At 72.2% G+C, this 18,418-nt stretch carries 17 protein-coding genes and 1 tRNA gene; 8 read left to right on the top strand and 10 right to left on the bottom strand.

Annotation, left to right across the window (positions count from 1 at the left end; translation table 11 throughout):
• Positions 1–32: 32 nt before the first annotated feature.
• Positions 33–1,289, top strand: coding sequence for a hypothetical protein (locus DEI89_RS15515; RefSeq protein WP_258368982.1), 1,257 nt, complete (start codon positions 33–35; stop codon positions 1,287–1,289).
• A 27-nt stretch (positions 1,290–1,316) separates the two neighbouring features.
• On the opposite strand, the gene DEI89_RS15510 is transcribed toward DEI89_RS15515, so the two are convergent.
• The 7 genes from DEI89_RS15510 to galU all read right to left on the bottom strand — a co-directional run bounded on the left by DEI89_RS15510 (position 1,317) and on the right by galU (position 8,149).
• A complete protein-coding gene (locus DEI89_RS15510; RefSeq protein WP_110904965.1) occupies positions 1,317–2,375 on the bottom strand; it encodes an amidase domain-containing protein in 1,059 nt (352 codons plus the stop codon).
• A gap of 79 nt (positions 2,376–2,454) precedes the next feature.
• Positions 2,455–2,913: a VOC family protein gene (locus tag DEI89_RS15505; protein WP_110904964.1), complete on the bottom strand. Its 459-nt coding sequence runs from the start codon at positions 2,911–2,913 to the stop codon at positions 2,455–2,457.
• Positions 2,914–3,007: 94 nt separating this feature from the next.
• Positions 3,008–4,924: a hypothetical protein gene (locus DEI89_RS15500; RefSeq protein ID WP_110904963.1), complete on the bottom strand. Its 1,917-nt coding sequence runs from the start codon at positions 4,922–4,924 to the stop codon at positions 3,008–3,010.
• Positions 4,925–5,084: 160 nt separating this feature from the next.
• A tRNA-Ala gene (locus DEI89_RS15495) sits at positions 5,085–5,160 on the bottom strand.
• A 76-nt stretch (positions 5,161–5,236) separates the two neighbouring features.
• Complete coding sequence (locus DEI89_RS15490) at positions 5,237–6,370, bottom strand: hypothetical protein (RefSeq protein ID WP_110904962.1); 1,134 nt, start codon at positions 6,368–6,370, stop codon at positions 5,237–5,239.
• Positions 6,371–6,509: 139 nt separating this feature from the next.
• Entirely contained in the window at positions 6,510–7,169 is a 660-nt protein-coding gene (locus DEI89_RS15485) for a GNAT family N-acetyltransferase (protein ID WP_110904985.1), read from the bottom strand.
• Between the two features lie 89 nt (positions 7,170–7,258).
• Positions 7,259–8,149 carry a UTP--glucose-1-phosphate uridylyltransferase GalU gene (gene galU / locus DEI89_RS15480; protein ID WP_110904961.1) on the bottom strand — a complete coding sequence of 297 codons (891 nt, stop codon included), beginning with the start codon at positions 8,147–8,149 and terminating at the stop codon, positions 7,259–7,261.
• Positions 8,150–8,252: 103 nt separating this feature from the next.
• Here galU and DEI89_RS15475 point away from each other — a divergent pair, with 103 nt between their 5' ends.
• From DEI89_RS15475 to mscL, 3 genes are all read left to right on the top strand, one after another.
• On the top strand, positions 8,253–8,837 hold the full coding sequence (locus DEI89_RS15475) for a 5-formyltetrahydrofolate cyclo-ligase (protein WP_110904960.1): 585 nt from the start codon (positions 8,253–8,255) through the stop codon (positions 8,835–8,837).
• 1 nt (position 8,838) lies between these two features.
• The gene (locus tag DEI89_RS15470) at positions 8,839–9,192 is read left to right on the top strand and encodes an FmdB family zinc ribbon protein (RefSeq protein WP_110904959.1); all 354 of its coding nucleotides are present in this window, start codon (positions 8,839–8,841) and stop codon (positions 9,190–9,192) included.
• A gap of 73 nt (positions 9,193–9,265) precedes the next feature.
• Positions 9,266–9,772 (top strand): large conductance mechanosensitive channel protein MscL, encoded by a 507-nt coding sequence (mscL, locus tag DEI89_RS15465; RefSeq protein WP_110904958.1) that lies wholly within the window; start codon positions 9,266–9,268, stop codon positions 9,770–9,772.
• 316 nt (positions 9,773–10,088) lie between these two features.
• On the opposite strand, the gene DEI89_RS15460 is transcribed toward mscL, so the two are convergent.
• The gene (locus DEI89_RS15460) at positions 10,089–10,676 is read right to left on the bottom strand and encodes a CDP-alcohol phosphatidyltransferase family protein (RefSeq protein WP_110904957.1); all 588 of its coding nucleotides are present in this window, start codon (positions 10,674–10,676) and stop codon (positions 10,089–10,091) included.
• 371 nt (positions 10,677–11,047) lie between these two features.
• Positions 11,048–14,818, bottom strand: a complete 3,771-nt coding sequence (locus DEI89_RS15450) for an ATP-binding protein (protein WP_110904955.1) — start codon at positions 14,816–14,818, stop codon at positions 11,048–11,050.
• Between the two features lie 160 nt (positions 14,819–14,978).
• On the opposite strand from DEI89_RS15450, the gene DEI89_RS15445 reads away from it, so the two are divergent.
• The 3 genes from DEI89_RS15445 to DEI89_RS15435 are packed head-to-tail and all read left to right on the top strand — an operon-like array spanning position 14,979 to position 17,278.
• Positions 14,979–15,851, top strand: coding sequence for a CoA ester lyase (locus DEI89_RS15445; RefSeq protein ID WP_110904954.1), 873 nt, complete (start codon positions 14,979–14,981; stop codon positions 15,849–15,851).
• 9 nt (positions 15,852–15,860) lie between these two features.
• Entirely contained in the window at positions 15,861–16,340 is a 480-nt protein-coding gene (locus DEI89_RS15440) for a DUF6264 family protein (RefSeq protein ID WP_110904953.1), read from the top strand.
• Positions 16,341–16,396: 56 nt separating this feature from the next.
• Entirely contained in the window at positions 16,397–17,278 is an 882-nt protein-coding gene (locus DEI89_RS15435) for an aldo/keto reductase (protein ID WP_110904952.1), read from the top strand.
• 83 nt (positions 17,279–17,361) lie between these two features.
• Here the strand turns inward: DEI89_RS15435 and DEI89_RS15430 are convergent, their stop codons facing one another.
• Positions 17,362–17,877, bottom strand: coding sequence for a hypothetical protein (locus DEI89_RS15430; RefSeq protein WP_110904951.1), 516 nt, complete (start codon positions 17,875–17,877; stop codon positions 17,362–17,364).
• A gap of 125 nt (positions 17,878–18,002) precedes the next feature.
• On the opposite strand from DEI89_RS15430, the gene DEI89_RS15425 reads away from it, so the two are divergent.
• A partial coding sequence (locus tag DEI89_RS15425) for an alcohol dehydrogenase catalytic domain-containing protein (protein ID WP_181421694.1) occupies positions 18,003–18,418 on the top strand: 416 nt, incomplete at its 3' end.

Genomic DNA, 18,418 nt, shown 5'->3' with positions numbered 1-18,418 from the left:
CTGACTCCGGAGCGTCTGGGAGGATCGGGCGCGTGACGGACCTGTTGGAGACGACCCGGGCCTCCGGACCGACCCGCCTCCGCCGGGCGGTGACGGCCGTCCTGGAGGCCCCCTCCAGCGGGTGGACCACTCCCCTGCTGCTGTGGCTGGCCTCCCGGGTGGTCAGCACCGTCCTGCTCGGGACCGTCTACCTGCTGGCGACCACGAACGGGTGGCACTTCGCCTCGTACCGGCGCGATCCGTCGTTCGCCACGTTCTCCGGGTCGTGGGACGCGTCCTTTTATCGGACCATCGCCGAGCACGGGTACCCGCACGTCCTGCCGACGGACCGGTCCGGCCACGTCGTGCCGAACCCGTGGGCGTTCCTGCCGCTGTTCCCCGGGGTCGTCCGCGCGGTGATGAGCGTGACCGGGGCCTCGTTCTGGGCGGCCGCTGTCCTGGTCGCGTCGGCCTGCGGTGCGGGTGCGTGCGTGGAGCTGTTCCGCCTCGTGCTCGCCGTCGCCGATCGACGCCGTGCCCGGTGGGCGACGGCGCTCTTCGCGTTCGGGGCGACCGGGTACCTGCTGCAGGTCGCCTACGCCGAGAGCATGTTCCTGCTGCTGCTGTTCGGGGCACTGCTCGCGCTCGTCCGGCGGCGGTACTGGCTGGTGGCGGTGCTCGGGGTGGTCGCCGCGTTCACCCGGCCGGGGGTGCTGGCCCTGGCGGTGGCGCTCGCCGTGCACCTCGTCGTCCGGTGGATCGCTGCCCGTCGCGCTGCCGGAGCGCCGGCCGGCGTCCAGCAGACGTTCCCGTGGCGGGAGCGGTTTGCGGTCGTCGTCGCGGGTCTGGTGGTGGCCGCGGCCGGGCTCGCCTGGCCCGTCGTCGCGTCGGCGGTCACCGGGCGGCCCGGGGCGTACCTCGACACGGAGCTGTCCTGGTGGGTCGGGTTCGTCGGCCGGGTCGACTTCACGCCGCTGACACCGTGGTTCCTGATGGCTGGACGGTGGCTCGGGCCGGCGGGGCTCGTCCTCGTCGTGGTCGTCCTGGTGGTCACGGCGTGGTTCCTCGGGCGACGTGACGTCCGGGCGCTCGGTCCGGAGGTGCTCGGCTTCGTGGTCGCCTACGTCGCCTACCTCGTCGCGGTGTTCCTGCCGCAGCAGAGCCTGCCCCGGCTGCTCATGCCCGCCGCACCGCTGCTCGGGTCGGACGTGTTCCTGGCGACCCGACGCCGGGCGGTGGGGTGGCTCGTGACGGGCGTGTGCCTGCAGGCCGTCGCTGTCGTGCTGCTCTGGTTCCTCGGGTTCCCCTGAGGGGTGCGGGCCTCCTGGCCGCCGCCGCTAGGCGTCGAACGTGTGGAACCAGGCGGTCCCACCCGGGTGCTGCACCGTGATCATCTCGTCGAGGTCCCGGTAGGGCCCGTCCTGGTTGTGGCTCGCCGACTTGATGCGGATGGTGCCGTCGGGCTCGGTGAACACCTCGGACACGATGGTCGTGTGGTCCGGCGACCCGTTCGCGTTCCAGTCGAACATGACGATGTCGCCGACCTTCACGTGCTGGCGCTCGTCGGACGTCCGCCGGGTCAGACCGAACGCCGAGGCGTTCTGGTCGAGCCACGGGTCCATCGCCGGGCAGTAGGTCCAGGTGGCCGAGTGCTGTGCACCGCCGGCTCGGTTGTACCAGTCGCTGCGCTGCTGCCACCCGCGGGCCTGGAGCGTCTGGTTCACGTAGTTCGCGCAGTCCCCACCGATCGGGTTCATCGTGCCGTACTCGGCCGTGTTGTAGTCCGACCAGTGCCGCATGGCGTACTGCAGCTGACGGTCGACGTCGGTCTTCGCGGCGTAGGCCACCGTGGTGGTGACGACCGCGGAGCTCGTGTCGGGCACGGCAGCGGCCGTCGGGGTCGGCGTCGCGGTGGCCGAGTCCTGCGTCGCGCCGACCTGCCCGTCGTTGGCCGCGCTGCCGTTGCCGTCGGACGTCTGGTTCGCCGAGGGGACCGGCTGCACCGCCGTCGTGAACAGTGCGACCTCCGCCGATCCGGCCGTGTACATCGCCTGGTGCGGGGCGGTGAAGGTGACCGTCGTCGCGGTGGCCGACACGTCGCGGGCCGCGACACCGCCGACCGTGACCCCCGCCACTCCGGTGAGCCCCGTGCCGGAGACCGTCACGGTGACACCGCCGGCGAGCGGGACCTCGGCGGGCTCCACGGACGTGGCCGTCGGCTTCGCGCCGGAACCCTTCGCCGGCCTCGAGGCGTCACCGGAGTTGGCGGCACCCGAAGCGCGGGGCGTCGAGGACCCGGCACCCGGGCCGTCGGACGAGCAGGCAGCGGCGACGAAGCCGACACCGGTGATGCCGGCGAGGGACAGGAGCGTACGGCGCGTGATCGGGGCAGTCATGACGCGTCCCAGGCTAGGCGACGCAGTCGTGTGATCGACCACCGACTCGGCGGACTCGGATCGGTCCCGCCGCGGCTGGTCAGGCCTCGGGCTGCTCGGGCGTCGGCTGGTGCGGCGTCGGTGGCGCCACGGTGATGTTCACGAGCCACGTGATCCCGAACCGGTCCGTGACCATGCCGAACTCGTCACCCCACGGTGCCTGGGTCAGCGGCTCGAGCACCGTCCCGCCGTCGGAGAGCGCCGCGAAGTACCCGCGGAGGTCGTCGGCGTCCGCACCGTCACCGGAGAGTGACATCGAGATGTTGTTCGTGTCCGACCGGCTCATCGACGACGGGGTGTCCGATGCCATGAGCACGTAGCCCCGGGTGGTCTCGAGCTGCCCGTGCATGATCTTGTCCGCATCGGCGGGGTCCTGGACGGCTCCCATCTCGGCGAAGGTCCCGAGGCGCAGATCGCCGCCGAACACCGATCGGTAGAACTCCAGCGCCTGCCGGGCGTCGTCGCGGAAGCCGAGGTACGGGTTGAGTCGTGAGGTCACGATGGGCTCCTTCGTCCGGGGCTCATGGTGCCAGTGCGCCCCGGCCGCCGCAAGGACGGACCACTCGCGAGCAGCCCGCCCCGGTCAGGCCGACTCACGTGCAGGAGACGTCACGGTCGATCGTCGTCTTCCCGAACGTGGTGACGTACTGGGTCATCGCGGTCTTGCCACCGGCGAGCCCGGGCGCGGAGCACGCCTTCTGCGCCGCGGCGAGCGTGCCCGGGCCGATGGCGATCCAACTGCTGCGGCCGTACGCCGTACTGGTCTTCGGGACGACGCCGGCGACGGTCGCCCACTGGCTTGCCGTGGAGTAGAACCCGATGGACTTCGCGCCGCCGCTCTGCAGCCCGGCGATCATGCCCTCGAGCACGGTCCGGTTCAGGGCGGTGTCGGTCTGGTGGGAGAACTGCGTCTCGACGTCGATCCACCAGCGGTGGGAGCCGGGGTTCGCGACACCGCGCTTCGTCGTGTCGTCACCGCCGAGGGCGTACCCGTAGAGGAAGGAGCACGCCGGGCTGTTCTGCGGCTTCCCGCCGGCGCGGGTCGAGCACGAACCGTAGGGGTTCTTCGGCGCGTACCCCTTGAACACGTTCGACGTCGGCCAGGTCGAGGCGGCCGCGGCGGCGGGGTTCGCGAAGAGCACGTAGAGCTGGGCCTTCGGCTGGGCGGTCCCACCGGCCGAGAGACCTGCCCAGGCGAGCTGGCTGCTGAAGCACGGGTTCGTGGTGTTCGCCAGGGCGGCGTTCACCCCCACGACACCGAACGCCTGATCGGTCGGCAGCGCCGAGCCGCACTGCGGGTACGACACGTCCGCGCCGGTGCCGACGCCGGAGGACCCGTCGACGAAGTAGCCGACCGCGTCCAGGTTGAGCGCCCCGCTGCCGGCCTTGGCCCGCGTCTGCACGGTGCCGGTCGGGGCGATCGGTACGGTCACCGTCGCGGCGAGCGACTGCGACTTCGCGACCACCTGGGTCGTGGCCACGGCGGCACCGGCTGCGCCGACGTGGAACCAGCCGCTGGCGCTGAGCCCCTTCGTCCGGGCGGTCAACACGGCGGCTCGTGCGGTCGTCGGGATGCCGCCGGCGCCGGCGACACGCACCCGCTGCACCGTCGAACTGACGGTGGTCGAGGCGACCCGTGCGCCGTCGGCGGGCACGAACACCAGACCGGAGGCCTTCGCCGACCAGTAGCCGACGACGGTGACCGTGACACCCGAGGCGACGCCGGAGGTGCGGACGTCGACCGCGCCGCTCGCGGGCAGTCGCACGGTCGCGGTGTTCGCGATCGACAGGCCCTTCGACGAGAACGCCTGGGTGACGGCGGCACGGTTCGACACGCCCTGCGCGGTGACGCTCACGCTGCCGGCCCCCGCCGGGCTGCTGACCCGGACGTCGAGGACCGCGGCGGTCGCCCCGACCGGCACGCCGGCCCGACCGGTGACGCGGACGGTGGTGGGTCTGGTCGCCGCGACGGTCCCGGAGAAGAGCGACGCGGGGGTCACCGGTGCGTAGGTGGACCCGCTGCTGCCGTACGACCCGGCGACGATGAGCGAGACCGTCGCCGTCCCCGCCGAGAGCACCACCTGGACCCGACCGCCGGAGACCGCCACGGTGGTCGCGCCGGCGACCGCACGGCCGCGGACGTAGTCCTGCAGGGGCGGACGGTCTGCGCTGCCGACCGGCACGACCGAGACGACGCCGGCTGCCGTGGGGTCGGCGACCTGCACGACGAGCGTCGCGGCGGTCGCCGTCGCCGGGATCCCGGGGAGTGTGACCGTCGTCGGCGTCGTCCGCACGGTGCCCCGCCAGACGGTCGGTGCCGCGAGCGGCGTGTAACGCCCGAAGCCCGGTGCAGTCGTCGCCGGTGCAGTCGTCGCCGATGCGGTCGTCGCGCCCGTCGTCCCGGCGGTGGGGGCCGCGGCGGAGGCTGACGCGACCGGGCCGACGACGAACCCCGTCGAGACGACGACTGCTGCCGCGATGGTCGCGAGCGCTCGTGTGAAGCGGTGCATGGCACTCCCCTGGTGTCCGCCCGGGCCGGGCGCAGCAGGAGTCTAGGGGCCGGGTGTGGCGCGCCGACAGCCCCAGGACGAGACCTGTGGAGAGCCGGATGCGACGGCGGGAACACGTCAGGCCCGGAACCGGACGGTTCCGAGCCTGTGTGTTGCTACCTGGTGGAGCTAAGGGGATTCGAACCCCTGACCTTCTCATTGCGAACGAGACGCGCTACCAACTGCGCCATAGCCCCAAGTGCTCGACCAAGATAGCACCGCGGTGCAGCGAACCCGAAATCGGGTCGCAGCGGTCGGGCGTGCCGCAACCGGTCAGACCGCGCGACGCCGACGCATGATCGCATCGAGGTCGGTCTGCCCGTACGCGTCGTCGCCGAGGACACCCATGCCGGCCCAGCGGCTGGGCGGGCCGGGGGGTGCAGCCGGGACGTCACGAGGAGCGGACGGGTCCGACCCGGACGCTTCCGCGGGCGACGACGAGGACCCAGACCGGGACACAGACGCGGGCGCCGCGCGGAGCCCGAGCCGCTCCGCGAGCCGCCCCTGGTCGTGCGAGGACAGTGCCGCCGCGGCGTCCTCGACGTCCGCACGCATCCGCGACACCCGCGCCAGCGACGGGTCGGACCCGGCCGCCCGGATCGCGGCCGCCTCCGCGTCCGCTTCGGCCTTCGCCTGCGCGACACGCTCCCGCAGCCGCGCGGCGAGCACGGCTGACGACTCCGGCGACGGCTCGGGCGCCGTGGGCGCCTGCACGTACAGCGGCTTGGGGACCGCCCCGGGCGTCCAGGTGCGCTCGGCCGGCGCTGCCTCGGGCTGCTCTGCCGACAGCGGCGGCGCGGGGTCCGTCCAGGTGGTGGCCGGACGGGAGGCCCGGCGCTGCTCCGGCGCGCCGGCTGCGGCCCGACGGCGCCGCGCGGTGGCGACCTGGTGCAGCTGCGCGAGCACCGCGGCGGAGCCGCCGACCGCGACGAGTCCGGCGACGGCGAGGATCCAGGCACCGGGTGCGGCGACGAGGACGACGATCGCCGTGAGGAGTCCGAGCGCGCCGAGGGTCGTGGCGCCGAGGCGCGAGCGACGCATCCGCATCGCGGTGAGTGCGGGCACGGACGACACCTGCTCGAGCACGGGCGCCTGCGCGGCCAGACGACGGGTGATCTCCCGCTGTCGTGCGGCTTCGTGGGCGCGGACGATGGCGGCGCGCTTGGCCTCTTCCGACCGGGCGACGCGCTGCGCCTCGGCGAGGGACTTCGCGTTCATCTCCACGCGGACCTCGTCGGGCAGTTCGGCGGTCTGCGCCAGGATGCGGAGGGTCTGCTGCAAGCGGATCGCGTTCCGCTCGGTCGCCAGGTACTGACGTCGCGCAGCCCATGCGGGCATCAGGTACACGACCCAGAGCACTGCCGCCACGAGCAGCACGACGCCGCCGCCCCAGGTCCCGAATCCCATGGGGCAACGGTAGGGGGAGCGCACCGCCGGGACGCCCATTGCCGGGAGCGTGTCGAGCGAGTCGCGACGGATCCGTCGAACGGGGGACGGGCCTCCTGCCCGGCAGCGGCGCGACGCGGACCGTCGGCCGCAGGCCCGGTCAGCCGCGCGGGGAGATGGGCAGCGGCACGGCCGCTTCGTCCCAGGCCTCGTCCGGCACACGGCCCGCGCCGAGCGGGACCTGCCCACGGACCCAGCGGTCCAGGACGCCGTCGCGGACCTCTTCGGCGACCAGGCCGAAACAGAAGTGGTCACGCCAGTCGCCGTTGATGTGGATGTACCGGCGGCGCAGGCCCTCGTAACGGAAGCCGAGCTTCTCGACGACCCGGAGGCTCGGGGCGTTCTCCGGCCGGATGCAGATCTCGAGGCGGTGGATGCCGACGACGCGGAAGCAGTGGTCGGTCGCGAGGGCGACCGCGGTCGGGGTCACGTTGTGACCGGCCGCGTCCTGCACGACCCAGTACCCGATCGACGCGCTCGCGAGCGAGCCGTACGTGATCCCGGACACGTTGAGCTGGCCGACGAAGCGACCGTCCAACTCCATGGCGAACGGGAGGCCCAACCCGGCCCGGGCGTTCGCCTGCAGTGCGCGGATGCTCCCCCGGACGTCGGAGGACGCCATGCCGGAGGGGTTCGTAGCCTCCCAGGTGCGGAGCCAGGAGCGGTTGCCGGCGAGCGCGAGGTCGAGGTCGCGGGAGTCACGGACCCGGAGGGGGCGGATGGTGACCCGCCCGTGGGTGAGGGTCGGGATCGTCGTCATCGCTTCTGGTTCCTCCGGGGTCCCGATCTGGTCGGGACGGGTGTTCCGTACGGGTCCGGGTGCACCGGCCCCGTACGGGATGGGTCGACTCATTCGCCCGCGTTGAACTCCTTGAGCCAGGACTTGAGGTCCGGCCCGAGGTCCTCGCGGTCCGAGGCGAGCTGCACGATCGCCTTGATGTAGTCGAGTTTGTCACCGGTGTCGTAGCGGCGTCCACGGAACACGACGCCGTACACGCCACCTGTCCATTCCTCGGCGCTCGCCATCTTCATGAGCGCGTCGGTGAGCTGGATCTCGCCGCCCTTGCCGGGCTCCTGCTTCTCGAGGACGTCGAAGACCTCGGGGCGGATGACGTAGCGGCCGATGATGGCCAGGTTCGACGGGGCCTCACCCTGCGCCGGCTTCTCGACCAGGCCGGTGATCTTCACGACGTCGTCGGTGTCGGTCGGCTCGACCGTGGCGATGCCGTAGAGGTGGGTCTGCGACTCCGGGACCTCGAGGAGCGCCACGATCGTCGCGTTCTTCTCACCCTGGACCTCGATCATGCGCTTGAGGAGCGGGTCACGGGCGTCGATGATGTCGTCGCCGAGGAGCACGGCGAACGGTTCGCGGCCGACGTGCATCTTCGCGCGGAGCACCGCGTGGCCGAGGCCGAGCGGGTCGCCCTGGCGGACGTAGTGCATGTCCGCGAGGTCGGTCGACTGGTTGACCTTCTGCAGCTTCTCGTGGTCGCCCTTCTTGCGGAGGGTCTCCTCGAGCTCCGACACGTGGTCGAAGTGGTTCTCGAGCGCGTTCTTGTTGCGCCCGGTGATCATCAGGACGTCGGTGAGACCCGCATCGACGGCCTCTTCCACGACGTACTGGATGGCCGGCTTGTCGACGACGGGGAGCATCTCCTTCGGCATCGCCTTGGTCGCGGGGAGGAAGCGCGTGCCCAGCCCTGCAGCGGGGATCACGGCCTTCGAAATCTGGAAGCCCATGCAGCGACCGTATCCGATCCCCATTTCCAGGGCATGTCAACGGATAGGGGGACAGCGAGATCGGCGGGAAACCGCATCGCCCGCGATCGCTACAATCGTCGCCATGACCGCCGATCTCGGGAACGAGAAGCGTGCCCTGCGAGCCGACCTCCGGCAGCGGCGGCGCAGCCGGACCTCGACCGAACGGGACGCCGACTCGCTGTCCCTGACCGCGACGTTGCAGCGGTTCGTCGAGGAGCGCCAGATCACCTCGGTCGCCGTGTACCTCTCCGCGCCCGACGAACCCGACGTGCGCCCCTTCCTCAACTGGGCGTTCGACCGGGGCCTCCGCGTGCTGCTCCCGGTCACCCGCGAGGACGGGCTGCTCGACTGGGCGGTCGGCGACGGCTCCTCCGAGCGCGAAGGGCTGTTCGGCATGCCCGAGGTCGTCGGCGAGGTGCTCTCCCCCCTGGCGATCAACGACGTCGACGCGATCCTCACCCCCGCGGCGGCGGTCGGCCACGACGGGGTCCGGATGGGATGGGGTCGCGGCTACTACGACAAGACCCTCGGGTCCATGGCGAAGCGCCCGCCCGTCTATGCTGTGGTGTTCGATGCGGAGTACCTCGACGAGGTCCCGCGCGAAGCCCACGACGAACCCGTGGACGGCATCATCACGCCGTCACGCATCATCACGTTCCGGAGCTGACGTGCCCACCTACTCGTACCGCTGCACCGAGTGCGGCAACGCGTTCGACATCAAGCAGTCGTTCTCCGACGACACCCTGACCGAGTGCCCGGTCTGCGGCGGAGTCCTGCGCAAGGTCTTCTCGCCGGTCGGCGTGACCTTCAACGGGGGCGGCTTCTACCGGACGGACTCGCGGCCGACGCCGAAGAGCGAGGGCGGGTCCGGGTCGAGTTCGTCCGGGTCCGGGTCAGGCGCGGGCTCGTCGGGCTCCGGCTCCTCCGGCTCCGGCTCGTCCGGCTCCGGCTCGTCGGGCTCCGGCTCGTCCACGAGCACGTCGAGCTCCGGCTCCTCGGGGTCGTCGACCTCCGGATCCTGACCGACGCCGCGCCTCCTGGATAGGTTGGAGCGGGCCGCTGCACGGTGGTCGTCCACGACAGAAGGGGGCCCGCGTGAAGGGCTTCAGGGAGTTCCTGCTCCGCGGGAACGTCATCGACCTCGCGGTCGCGGTGGTCATCGGCGCCGCGTTCACCGCGATCGTCACGACGATCGTGAACTCGCTCATCAACCCGCTCATCGGTGCCGTGTTCAACGCGTCGAGTCTCGACAAGGCGTTGGTCTGGGAGATCCCGACCGTCTCCGGGGGTAGCGCGCCGATCCTGTTCGGCGCGATCATCGGCGCGGTCCTGAACTTCGTCATCGTCGCCGCCGTCGTGTACTTCGCACTCGTGGTCCCGGTGAACCACCTGAAGAAGGTGGCCTTCGACCGGGTGAAGAACAACGAGGAGCAGACGCCGCAGGACGTCCCGCCGACCGACGTCGAGGTGCTGCTCGAGATCCGCGACCTGCTCCGCCGTCAGGGTGGCGACGACGCAGCGGTCCCGACCGGCGGCGGCGCACACGTCGCACCGTCCGACACCTCCGAGGGTGCCGGCATCGCCGGCTCGACGAAGCTGTAGGACTCAGCCGCTCCCGCCGAGCGGTCACGACACCCCGCGGGCCCGTCGCCGACCGGTCACGACACCCCGTTCCGCCGGAAGGTGAACAGGGTGTTGTGACCACTCGAGGGTGGGCGCGCGGTGTGGCGGGCGTCAGCCGGACCTCCCGTGGGTCACACGACAGGCCGTAGCCACCCCCGCCGAGCGGTCACGACGCCCCGCCAGCGTTGCGCCGAGCGGTCGCGACAGCCCGCCGAGCCGGAAGATGAACGGGGCGTCGTGACCGCTTGGTGGAGGGACGCCGGGCGCGCCGGGAAGCCGGGCCGACGGCCAGCGCCTACGCCGGAGCGCGCTGGGTCCGGTGCTTCCGGGACATCTCGGCCGCGTACTGCAGCCCGGCCAGGACGTGGCCGATCGTCCCGAGCCAGACGAACACGAGCGCCACGTTCCGGATCCAGTGGTGGTCCACCGCGACCGACGTCGACGAGAACAGCAGCACCGGCAGCCCGACGAACAGCAGCGCCGACCGGATCTTGCCGGTCCACGTCACGCGCAGGTCCGGGTTGCCGCGGAACCACGCGCTCGACAGGGCGAGGAGCGCCAGGTCGACGGCCACCACGATCGCGACGACGATCCACGGCAGCAGCCCGACGAGCACGAGCGAGAGCACGATCGCGACGATCGCCAGCCGGTCGGCGATCGGGTCGAGGGCCTTGCCGAGCGCCGACTCCTGGTGCAGCCGGCGGGCCAGGAACCCGTCCGCCCAGTCGCTGACGCCGAGGACGACGAGCGAGGTCAGCGCCCATCCGGGGTGGCCGGCGACGACGAGCGCCACGTAGACCGGGATGAGGACGAACCGCACCATCGTGATGAGGTTCGGCCACGTCTGCCAGTCGGGCCGGGTCCGCCGGGAGGGCTCCGTCATCACACGCTTCCGTTCGGGGTTCGCTGACCCTCAGCGTACCGGTCAGCCCCAGTGCGGCGGTCGGTCGCGGAGGAGACGGTCGTCGTTCTCCCCGGTCCCGTGCCGCGGGGGCTCGGGTGACGGCGTCGGGTCACTGCCCGGGACGGGCGTCGTGGTGACGCGACGGCCGGACCGGACGAGACCACGGGTCGGTGCCGATGCGGTGTCGACCGCCACCCGCGGGACGGGAGGCTCGGCTGCGGTCGGCTGCGTGCCTCCCGTCCGCGAACTGGTCGCCTCGGGCGTCCACGCGCCGGTCAGCTGTTCCGTGGTCGGCGTGACCGGACCAGCGGGCCGGGCGGCCCGACGTGCGGGCCGCGATCGCCGATCGGTCATCGGCGTGCGGGCACCGGGGGGATCGAGATCTCCTGCGTGGCGCCGCGGTCGACGCCGAGCACCTGCGCGACCGTGTTCGCGACCCGGTCCGGGTCGGAGAACAGCTGGAACGCGTGCACGCGGACGTAGTGCCAGCCGAGTCGGCGGAGCACCTCGGGGCGGAGGCGCAGCGACTCGCGGAGCGACCCCTTCACCAGGGACGCGTCCGTCTCGATCGTCACGCAGACGCCGCCGTGCGCGGCGACCAGGCCGAGCTTGCCGCGGTGCCCGAGCGCGACCGGGATGCCGCGCATCTCGAGCCGACGGGCCAGGTCGACGAGCAGCGGGTCGGAGTCGTCCGGCACGTACTCGGCGGTGGTGCGGGCGCGGACCTCGGCCAGGATCTCGGCGAGGGCGACGGTGCCGTGGCCCATCCGCTCCGCTTCGATGTCGGACGGCTGGAAGCAGGTGACGATGACCATCGAGCGACGAGCGCGGGTCATCGCGACGGCGAGCAGGCGCTCCCCGCCGGGCTTGCCGAGCGGACCGAAGTCGCGGAGAACGCGGCCGTGCGGGGTGCGCCCGTAGCCGATCGAGAACACGACGCGGTCGCGGCTCTGCGCCACGGACTGCTCGAGCGTGGCGACGATGAACGGCTCGGGACGGTCACCGATGACGAACTCGGTGAGGTCCTTGTGACCCTGTGCTGCGGCGAGGACGGCCTGCTCGACCCGGACCGCGTGCTTCGCCGAGGCCGTGATGACCATGAGCGACTCGGTCGGTCGGGTACGGGCGTGTTCGATGACGTGGCGGACGACACGGTCCACCTCGGCGTCGACGCTCTCGACGGCACCGGACTCGGGGTCCGGCACGGCCTTGCCCTCGCTGACGTAGTCGAGCGCGATCGACCCGTGACCGAGGAACGACCCGGCCCACGGCAGGGACTCGATCCGGCCGCCGTAGAAACGACGGTTGACCAGTTCGGCCAGGTCCTCACCGCCGGCCCGGTACGAGCGGGTGAGCGACAGGGTCGGCAACAGCGTGGACAGCTTCGCCAGGGCGGAGTCGGCGTGCAGGGCGTCGAGGGTCTCCTCGTCGACCTGCAGGGCGCGGTGCTCCGGGTCGACGGCGATGCGGAACGGCGACGGCGTCTGGGTGACCGGGTCGCCGAACACGACCGTCTGGCGGGCCCGGCGGACGGCGCCGACGGTCTCGGCGATGGTGACGGCTCCGGCGTCGACGAGGATCACCGTGTCGAACGGCATGGTGTCCGCGATCTGTGCGACCTCGTACGGCGAGGCAAGCCAGACCGGTGCGATGGCGCGGGACAGGTGCGGTGCGGAGTCGTGGAGCAGGCGCGAGGTGATCGCGCCGTCCCGGAGCTGGCTCTTCAGCGCGGCGGACTCCTCCGGCCAGTCCACGAGCCCGACCTTCCAGTTCTCGGCGAGCTGCCACGCCAGGCCCTGGGAGACCCCGGCCGCGTGCGCGTCGTCGACGAGTCGGAAGTCGGCCTCGACCCGGTCGAGCATGTCGGTGTTCGCGCCGAGGAGCGCACGGTCGGACTCGAGCATGGTCTCGAGCGCGGACTGCCACCAGGCGAGCTCGAGCTCGGCGGGCACCTGCACGTCGGGGACGTGCCGGTTCGCCAGGTCGGTGAGGAGCGGCTCGAGCTGCAGGTCGCGGAGCGTCTGCATGAGCTCGGTGCGCTCCTGCAGGTTGTGCAGGACGTCGGACTCGGCGGCCAGCTCGGCGATCGTCGGTACGAGCCGCTCGATCGGCAGGTTCGCGAGCTGCTGGTCACGGCTGGTGCGGCCGAGCGGTTCGTCGAGGCGCGCGAGGTCCTCCACCACGTTCGAGAACAGCACCTGGACGTCCGCGATGCCGGTGGGCACCTCGGGGTTCACACCGGCGGCGACGTAGCGCTGCCAGAGGACGCGCTGCTGCTGGACGCGGGTGAGCGCTTCGTGCAGGTCGGACACGTGGACACCCGGACGGACGTACTCCCGCGCGAGCTTCTTCAGGCGGCGTCGGTTGGTGCTGGACATCGGCGCGCCCTCGCCCCGGGGTGCGGTGGCGGCGACGAGCTCGGACACCGACCGGTCGAAGACGATCGGCAGGAAGCGGTCGAGGGTGTCGCGGATCTCGGTGAGCAGGCGCAAGTAGATGCCGAGCTCGTTGATCGTCGTGAACTGCCGCATGTGCGTCGAGGCGACCAGGTCGTGCGCACGCTGCAGGAGGGCCGGCAGTGATCCGCCGTCGAGCTCCTGCGCCGTCGCGTGGGCGCGCTGGGCGCCGTCGCTCGAGCTGAACTTCGCGCCGTACCAGGGCGAGTCGTCCGGCCCGTAGCGGAACTCGCCCAGGTTGGCGGCGCTGACCATGGTCTCGGCGACGCGGGCACGGCCGGACACCATCGACACGACGGACTGCTTCGAGAGCCGGGCCGTGGTGGAGGGGGCGACGGGCAGCAGGGACAGCCGCGAGAGCTCGACCAGGCAGTCGAGCACGCTGACGCCGAAGTCCGGGTCGGTGCGGGTGAGGGCGCCGCGGTAGTCGGTGAGGACCTTGCGGAGCCGGACCAGGGCGTCGTCGACCTCGCGGAGGTTCGGACGGCTCGACTTCTCGTTGCGGGCGATGGCCCGGACGACGTCTCGGCGCAGGGTGCCCGGCGTGACGGCGACGCCCGGCAGGTGCACCTCGCCGAAGCGGGCGGCGATGCCACGGAGCGTGGCGCGACGGGGGCTGACCACCAGGACGCGCTTGTTCGCGGCGACCAGGCCACCGAGGGCGTTCACGATCGTCTGCGTGCCACCGGTCCCGGGCAGCGTCTTCACGACGATGGAGTTGCCGGCCGTGATCTGTGCGATCACGTTCTCCTGCTCGTCGTCGGCGTCGAGCAGCAGGGTGTCGGTCTCCGGCGAGCGCTCGTCCGACGGGGTCTGCTCGACCGGGTGGTACGACTGCTCGACCTGCCACTTGGCGCTGGGGTTGCCGGCGAGGGCGTCGAGCACGGGGTGGGCCAGGTCGTCGGTGTCCTCGACGAGTCCGGTGGCGACCTCGGCGAACGTCGACACGACGAGCCGGGCGTGCACGGTGAAACCGGGGATGTGTGCGGTGAGGCCGCGGAGGCGGTCGATCACCGGGTTGGGGGTGAACGAGCCGTCCTGCTGCGCGAGGGCGACGAAGGACTGCGCGTCGAGTGTCACACCGAACTGCTCGCGGAGCGCGTCGGACAGCCCGGGGTTGAGCACGGGTTCACCGAGCAGGCGGACCTCGAAGTCCCGGCCGTGGCGGCGGATCGCCAGCGGGCGGAGCAACACGGGTCCGCGGAAGTGCTCGTCCCCGTGCTGCCAGTCGGCGATGCCGATGCCGAGCTTCACCGCGTCGATCCCACGGACCGTGGCGAGCTCGGTGCCCTTCGCCTCGACGTGCCCGGCGGCGACGCGAGCGGCTCGGAGTGCCACCTCGTCGCGGATCAGGCTCGACAGCAGGGTCGTCTTGCCGGTGATGAACTGCGCCAGACCGCCGGGATGGGTCGTCGAGAGCTCGATGCGCCCGCGCGGGTGGTCGGTGAAGTGCACGAGCGGGCTGGTGCCACCGACGCCGGCGAGCTGCTCGCGCCAGGCGTCCCACGCGGGCTCGGCCGCGTTGCCCGCGGTCAGGCGCGGGTCGCCGAGGCTGATCGCGTGCGGGCTGGTGACCTGGAGTTCGGGGCGCAGTGCGGACCGTTCGTCGGGCAGGTCCGTGCCCTCCGCCGCTCCGCCGTCGACCGAGGCGTCGTCGTTCGTCACGTCGTCCTCATCGCCGGTCGTCCTGTCCACTCGCCACACACGCCCACTGTAGGCGGAAGCGCAGTGGCACTCCGGCAATGAGCCCGCGGTTCCGGGTTTTCGCCCGGTCACACCGTCGGCCACACCGAGCCCGGACGCCAGCGTGTGGTACCAACGGTGCATGGCCACCGACGACCGCCCCGCTCCGTCCACCCCTGCCGTCTCCCGGCGTCGATCGGTCCCCGCCGAGATCTCGCGTTCGTGGCTGCTCGTCGCCGGCACCGCCGAGGACCGGTTCGACGGTGCCACCCGCTCCCGCGCCGACCAGGTGATCCTGGACATCGAGGACGCCGTCGACCCTGCGGTGAAGCCCGCTGCCCGCGCCACGGTCGCCGCGTGGCTGGCGGGCTCCGGGGAGGCCTGGGTGCGCGTGAACGACGTCACGACCGACTTCTGGGAGGACGACCTCGAGGCGCTCCGCGGCCTGCCTGGCCTGCAGGGTGTGATGCTCGCGAAGACCGAGAGCCCTGCCCAGGTCACCGACACCTGGCACCGCCTCGGCGGCCACACGCCGGTGATCGCCCTGGTCGAGTCCGCGGTGGGGATCGAGGAGGCCACGAGCATCGCCAAGGCGCAGGGCGCCTTCCGCCTGGCGTTCGGCAGCGGGGACTACCGCCGCGACACCGGCACCAGCGCGGACACCCTGGCGATGGCGTACCCCCGCTCGCGTCTGGTCGTGGCGTCCCGCGTCGGTGACCTGCCCGGCCCGATCGACGGCCCCACGGTCGGGTCGTCGCACCCGATCCTCCGCGAGCAGTCGCAGGTCGCGGTGTCGCTCGGCCTGACCGGCAAGCTCTGCCTGGACACCGAGCAGCTGCCCGTCATCAACGAGGTCATCTCCCCGACGCCGACCGACGTCGCGTGGGCGCAGGACTTCCTCGACGACTTCGAGGCCCGTGGGCGGGTCATCCGTGACGGATCCGACCTGCCGCGCCTCGGTCGCGCGCAGAAGATCCAGCGCCTCGCCCAGGCGTTCGGGGTGGAGCCCCGGTAGGACGGACACATGACCTGGTCGAACGTCCCCGGAACCGGACCGCAGCGGCACTCTGAGGCAGAGCGTGTGGCGTGGGAGCAGGGTGCCACGTCGCTGTTCCCGCCGGGCAGGATCGCCGACCGCGTGTCGACCGTCCTCCTGCTGGCCGCCGGCGCGGTCCTCACCGTGGTCGCGGCCGTCGCCGGCGTCATCGCGGTCGCGTCCGCGGCGACCTCCTGCGGCTCGTCCGGGGTCTCCTGTGCGCCCGGCGGGTTCATCGGCGGTGCCGTCCTGGCCGTCGGCGGGGCCTTCGTCGTCGGCGTGGTCACCCTGGTGTTCGCGATCCGGGCCTGGATCCGTCGTCGCACGTCCTGGTGGATCGCCGGCATCGGGTTCGTCCTCACCGTCGCCGTCGTCACCTGGGGCACGGTGCTGTTCGCACAGGCCCTCGACCAGCAGGGCTCCGGCCGTGACGGAGGCGCCGGGACTGCGGAACTGCGGACCTCCTGACCTCGAGCGGTGAGCCCGCTGGACGCCGGATCCGCCGGCCGGCGCATGCTGGGCGGATGAAGCAACGAGTCATCGGAGACACGTCCGTCAGCGCCATCGGACTCGGCGGCATGCCGATGTCCATCGAGGGGCGGCCGGACGAACGGCGCTCCGTCGCCACCATCCACGCCGCCCTCGAGGCCGGCGTCACCCTCATCGACACCGCGGACGCCTACCACCTGGCCGCCCACGACGAGGTCGGGCACAACGAGGAGCTCATCGCGAAGGCCGTCCGGGAGTACTCGGGCGACACCTCCGCGGTCCTCATCGCGACCAAGGGCGGGCACCTCCGACCCGAGGCGGGCGCCTGGGCCCAGAACGGCGACCCGGCGTACCTCAAGGAGGCGGCGAAGGCCTCCGCGAAGCGCATCGGCGTCGACGCGATCGGCCTCTACCAGTTCCACCGCCCGGACCCCGCCGTGCCGTACGCGGACTCGGTCGGGGCGCTCGCCGAGTTGCTCGACGAGGGCGTCATCCGCATGGCGGGCATCTCGAACGCCACCGTCGACCAGATCCGGGAGGCGAACGAGGTCCTCGGCGGTCGGCTCGCCTCGGTCCAGAACCGGTTCTCCCCCGTGTTCCGCTCGAGCGAGCCGGAACTCGAGCTCTGCGACGAGCTCGGCATCGCGTTCCTGCCGTGGAGCCCCCTCGGCGGCATCGGCGGCGCGGCGGACCTCGGCACGACGGCGGAGGAGTTCGCCGTCCTCGCCCGCGAACGCGACGTCACCCCGCAGGTGATCGCCCTGGCGTGGGAGCTGGCGAAGAGCGACGTCGTCGTCCCGATCCCGGGAGCGTCGCGTCCGCAGTCGATCCTCGACTCCGTCACGGCGGCCACCGTCAAGCTGCGGCCGGAGGACGTCGCCCGTCTCGACGCGTCGCGACCGGACCAGGCGGCGTAGTCGGCCGGTCCACCGGACGCACCACGGGCCTCCAGGCTGCTCGGCCTGGAGGCCCGTAGTGCGTCACCGACGTGCGTCGCGGCTCAGGACGCGCAGGTCGAGTCGAAGTCGGTACCGGCGGTCTGGACCGCGGTCGCGGAGTCCTGGAACGCCGACAGGTCGGCGGACTTCGGGTCCTTCGTGATCGCCTCGAGACGGGTCACCATGTCGCCGTAGGCGCTCTGGAACGCCTCGGCCTTGCCCTTCACCTCGGTGTTCGTCACCGCGTCGACACCGTCGTCGATGCTCGAGTCGAGCTCCTTGAGCTTCGCGACCGCGGCCGCCGGGTCGGACTGCAGCTTCGCGGCCTGGGACTGCAGCCCCTCGGCGGCGGACCGGACCTTGCTCTCGAAGGCCTGGCACGCGTCCGCCTTCGACTGACCACCCGAGGCACCGGCGGCCTTCGTCGGGGCGCTCGACGACCCGCCCGAGCTCGCACCGGTCGTCGCCCCCTGCGACGACGAACCCGTCCCCGTCGTGCTGCCGCCACCGGAACAGCCGGTGAGCAGGACCGCGGCGAGTGCGGCGGTCGCGAGGACGGTGAGGTGCTTCGTGGACATGGGATCCCCCTGGGTTCGCGACGTGTCCCTGATCGGACACGTTCGCGACCGACAGTACCGACGGCTCCCTCCGGGCGGCCGGTCGCGCGACGGGAGCCGGACGGGCGGGCGCGTACGGTCGAGGGATGCGTGCGATCACGATCACCAAGCCCGGCGACGTCGACGTCCTGACCCTCGGCGAACTGCCCGACCCGGTCCCCGGTGACGGCGAGGTCCTCGTCGAGGTCGCCGCCGCCGGCGTCAACAACGCCGACCTGCAGCAGCGACAGGGGAACTACCCGCCGCCGCCCGGAGCCTCGGACGTGCTCGGGCTCGAGGTGTCCGGCACCGTCCGTGCCCTCGGCGTGGGCGTCACCGAGTGGGCGGTCGGCGACCGGGTCTGCGCGCTCCTCAGCGGCGGCGGGTACGCCTCGCTCGCCGTCGTCCCGCAGGCGCAGCTGCTGCCGGTGCCGGACGACCTGGACCTGGTGTCCGCGGCCGGGCTGCCCGAGGCGGCCTGCACCGTCTACTCGAACATCGGGATGCTCGCCGGACTCCGACC

The organism is Curtobacterium sp. MCBD17_030, from assembly GCF_003224255.1.
Taxonomy (GTDB): Bacteria; Actinomycetota; Actinomycetes; order Actinomycetales; family Microbacteriaceae; genus Curtobacterium.
Note: the sequence above shows the minus strand (reverse complement) of the source record. Positions and strands in the feature narration are given on the sequence as shown.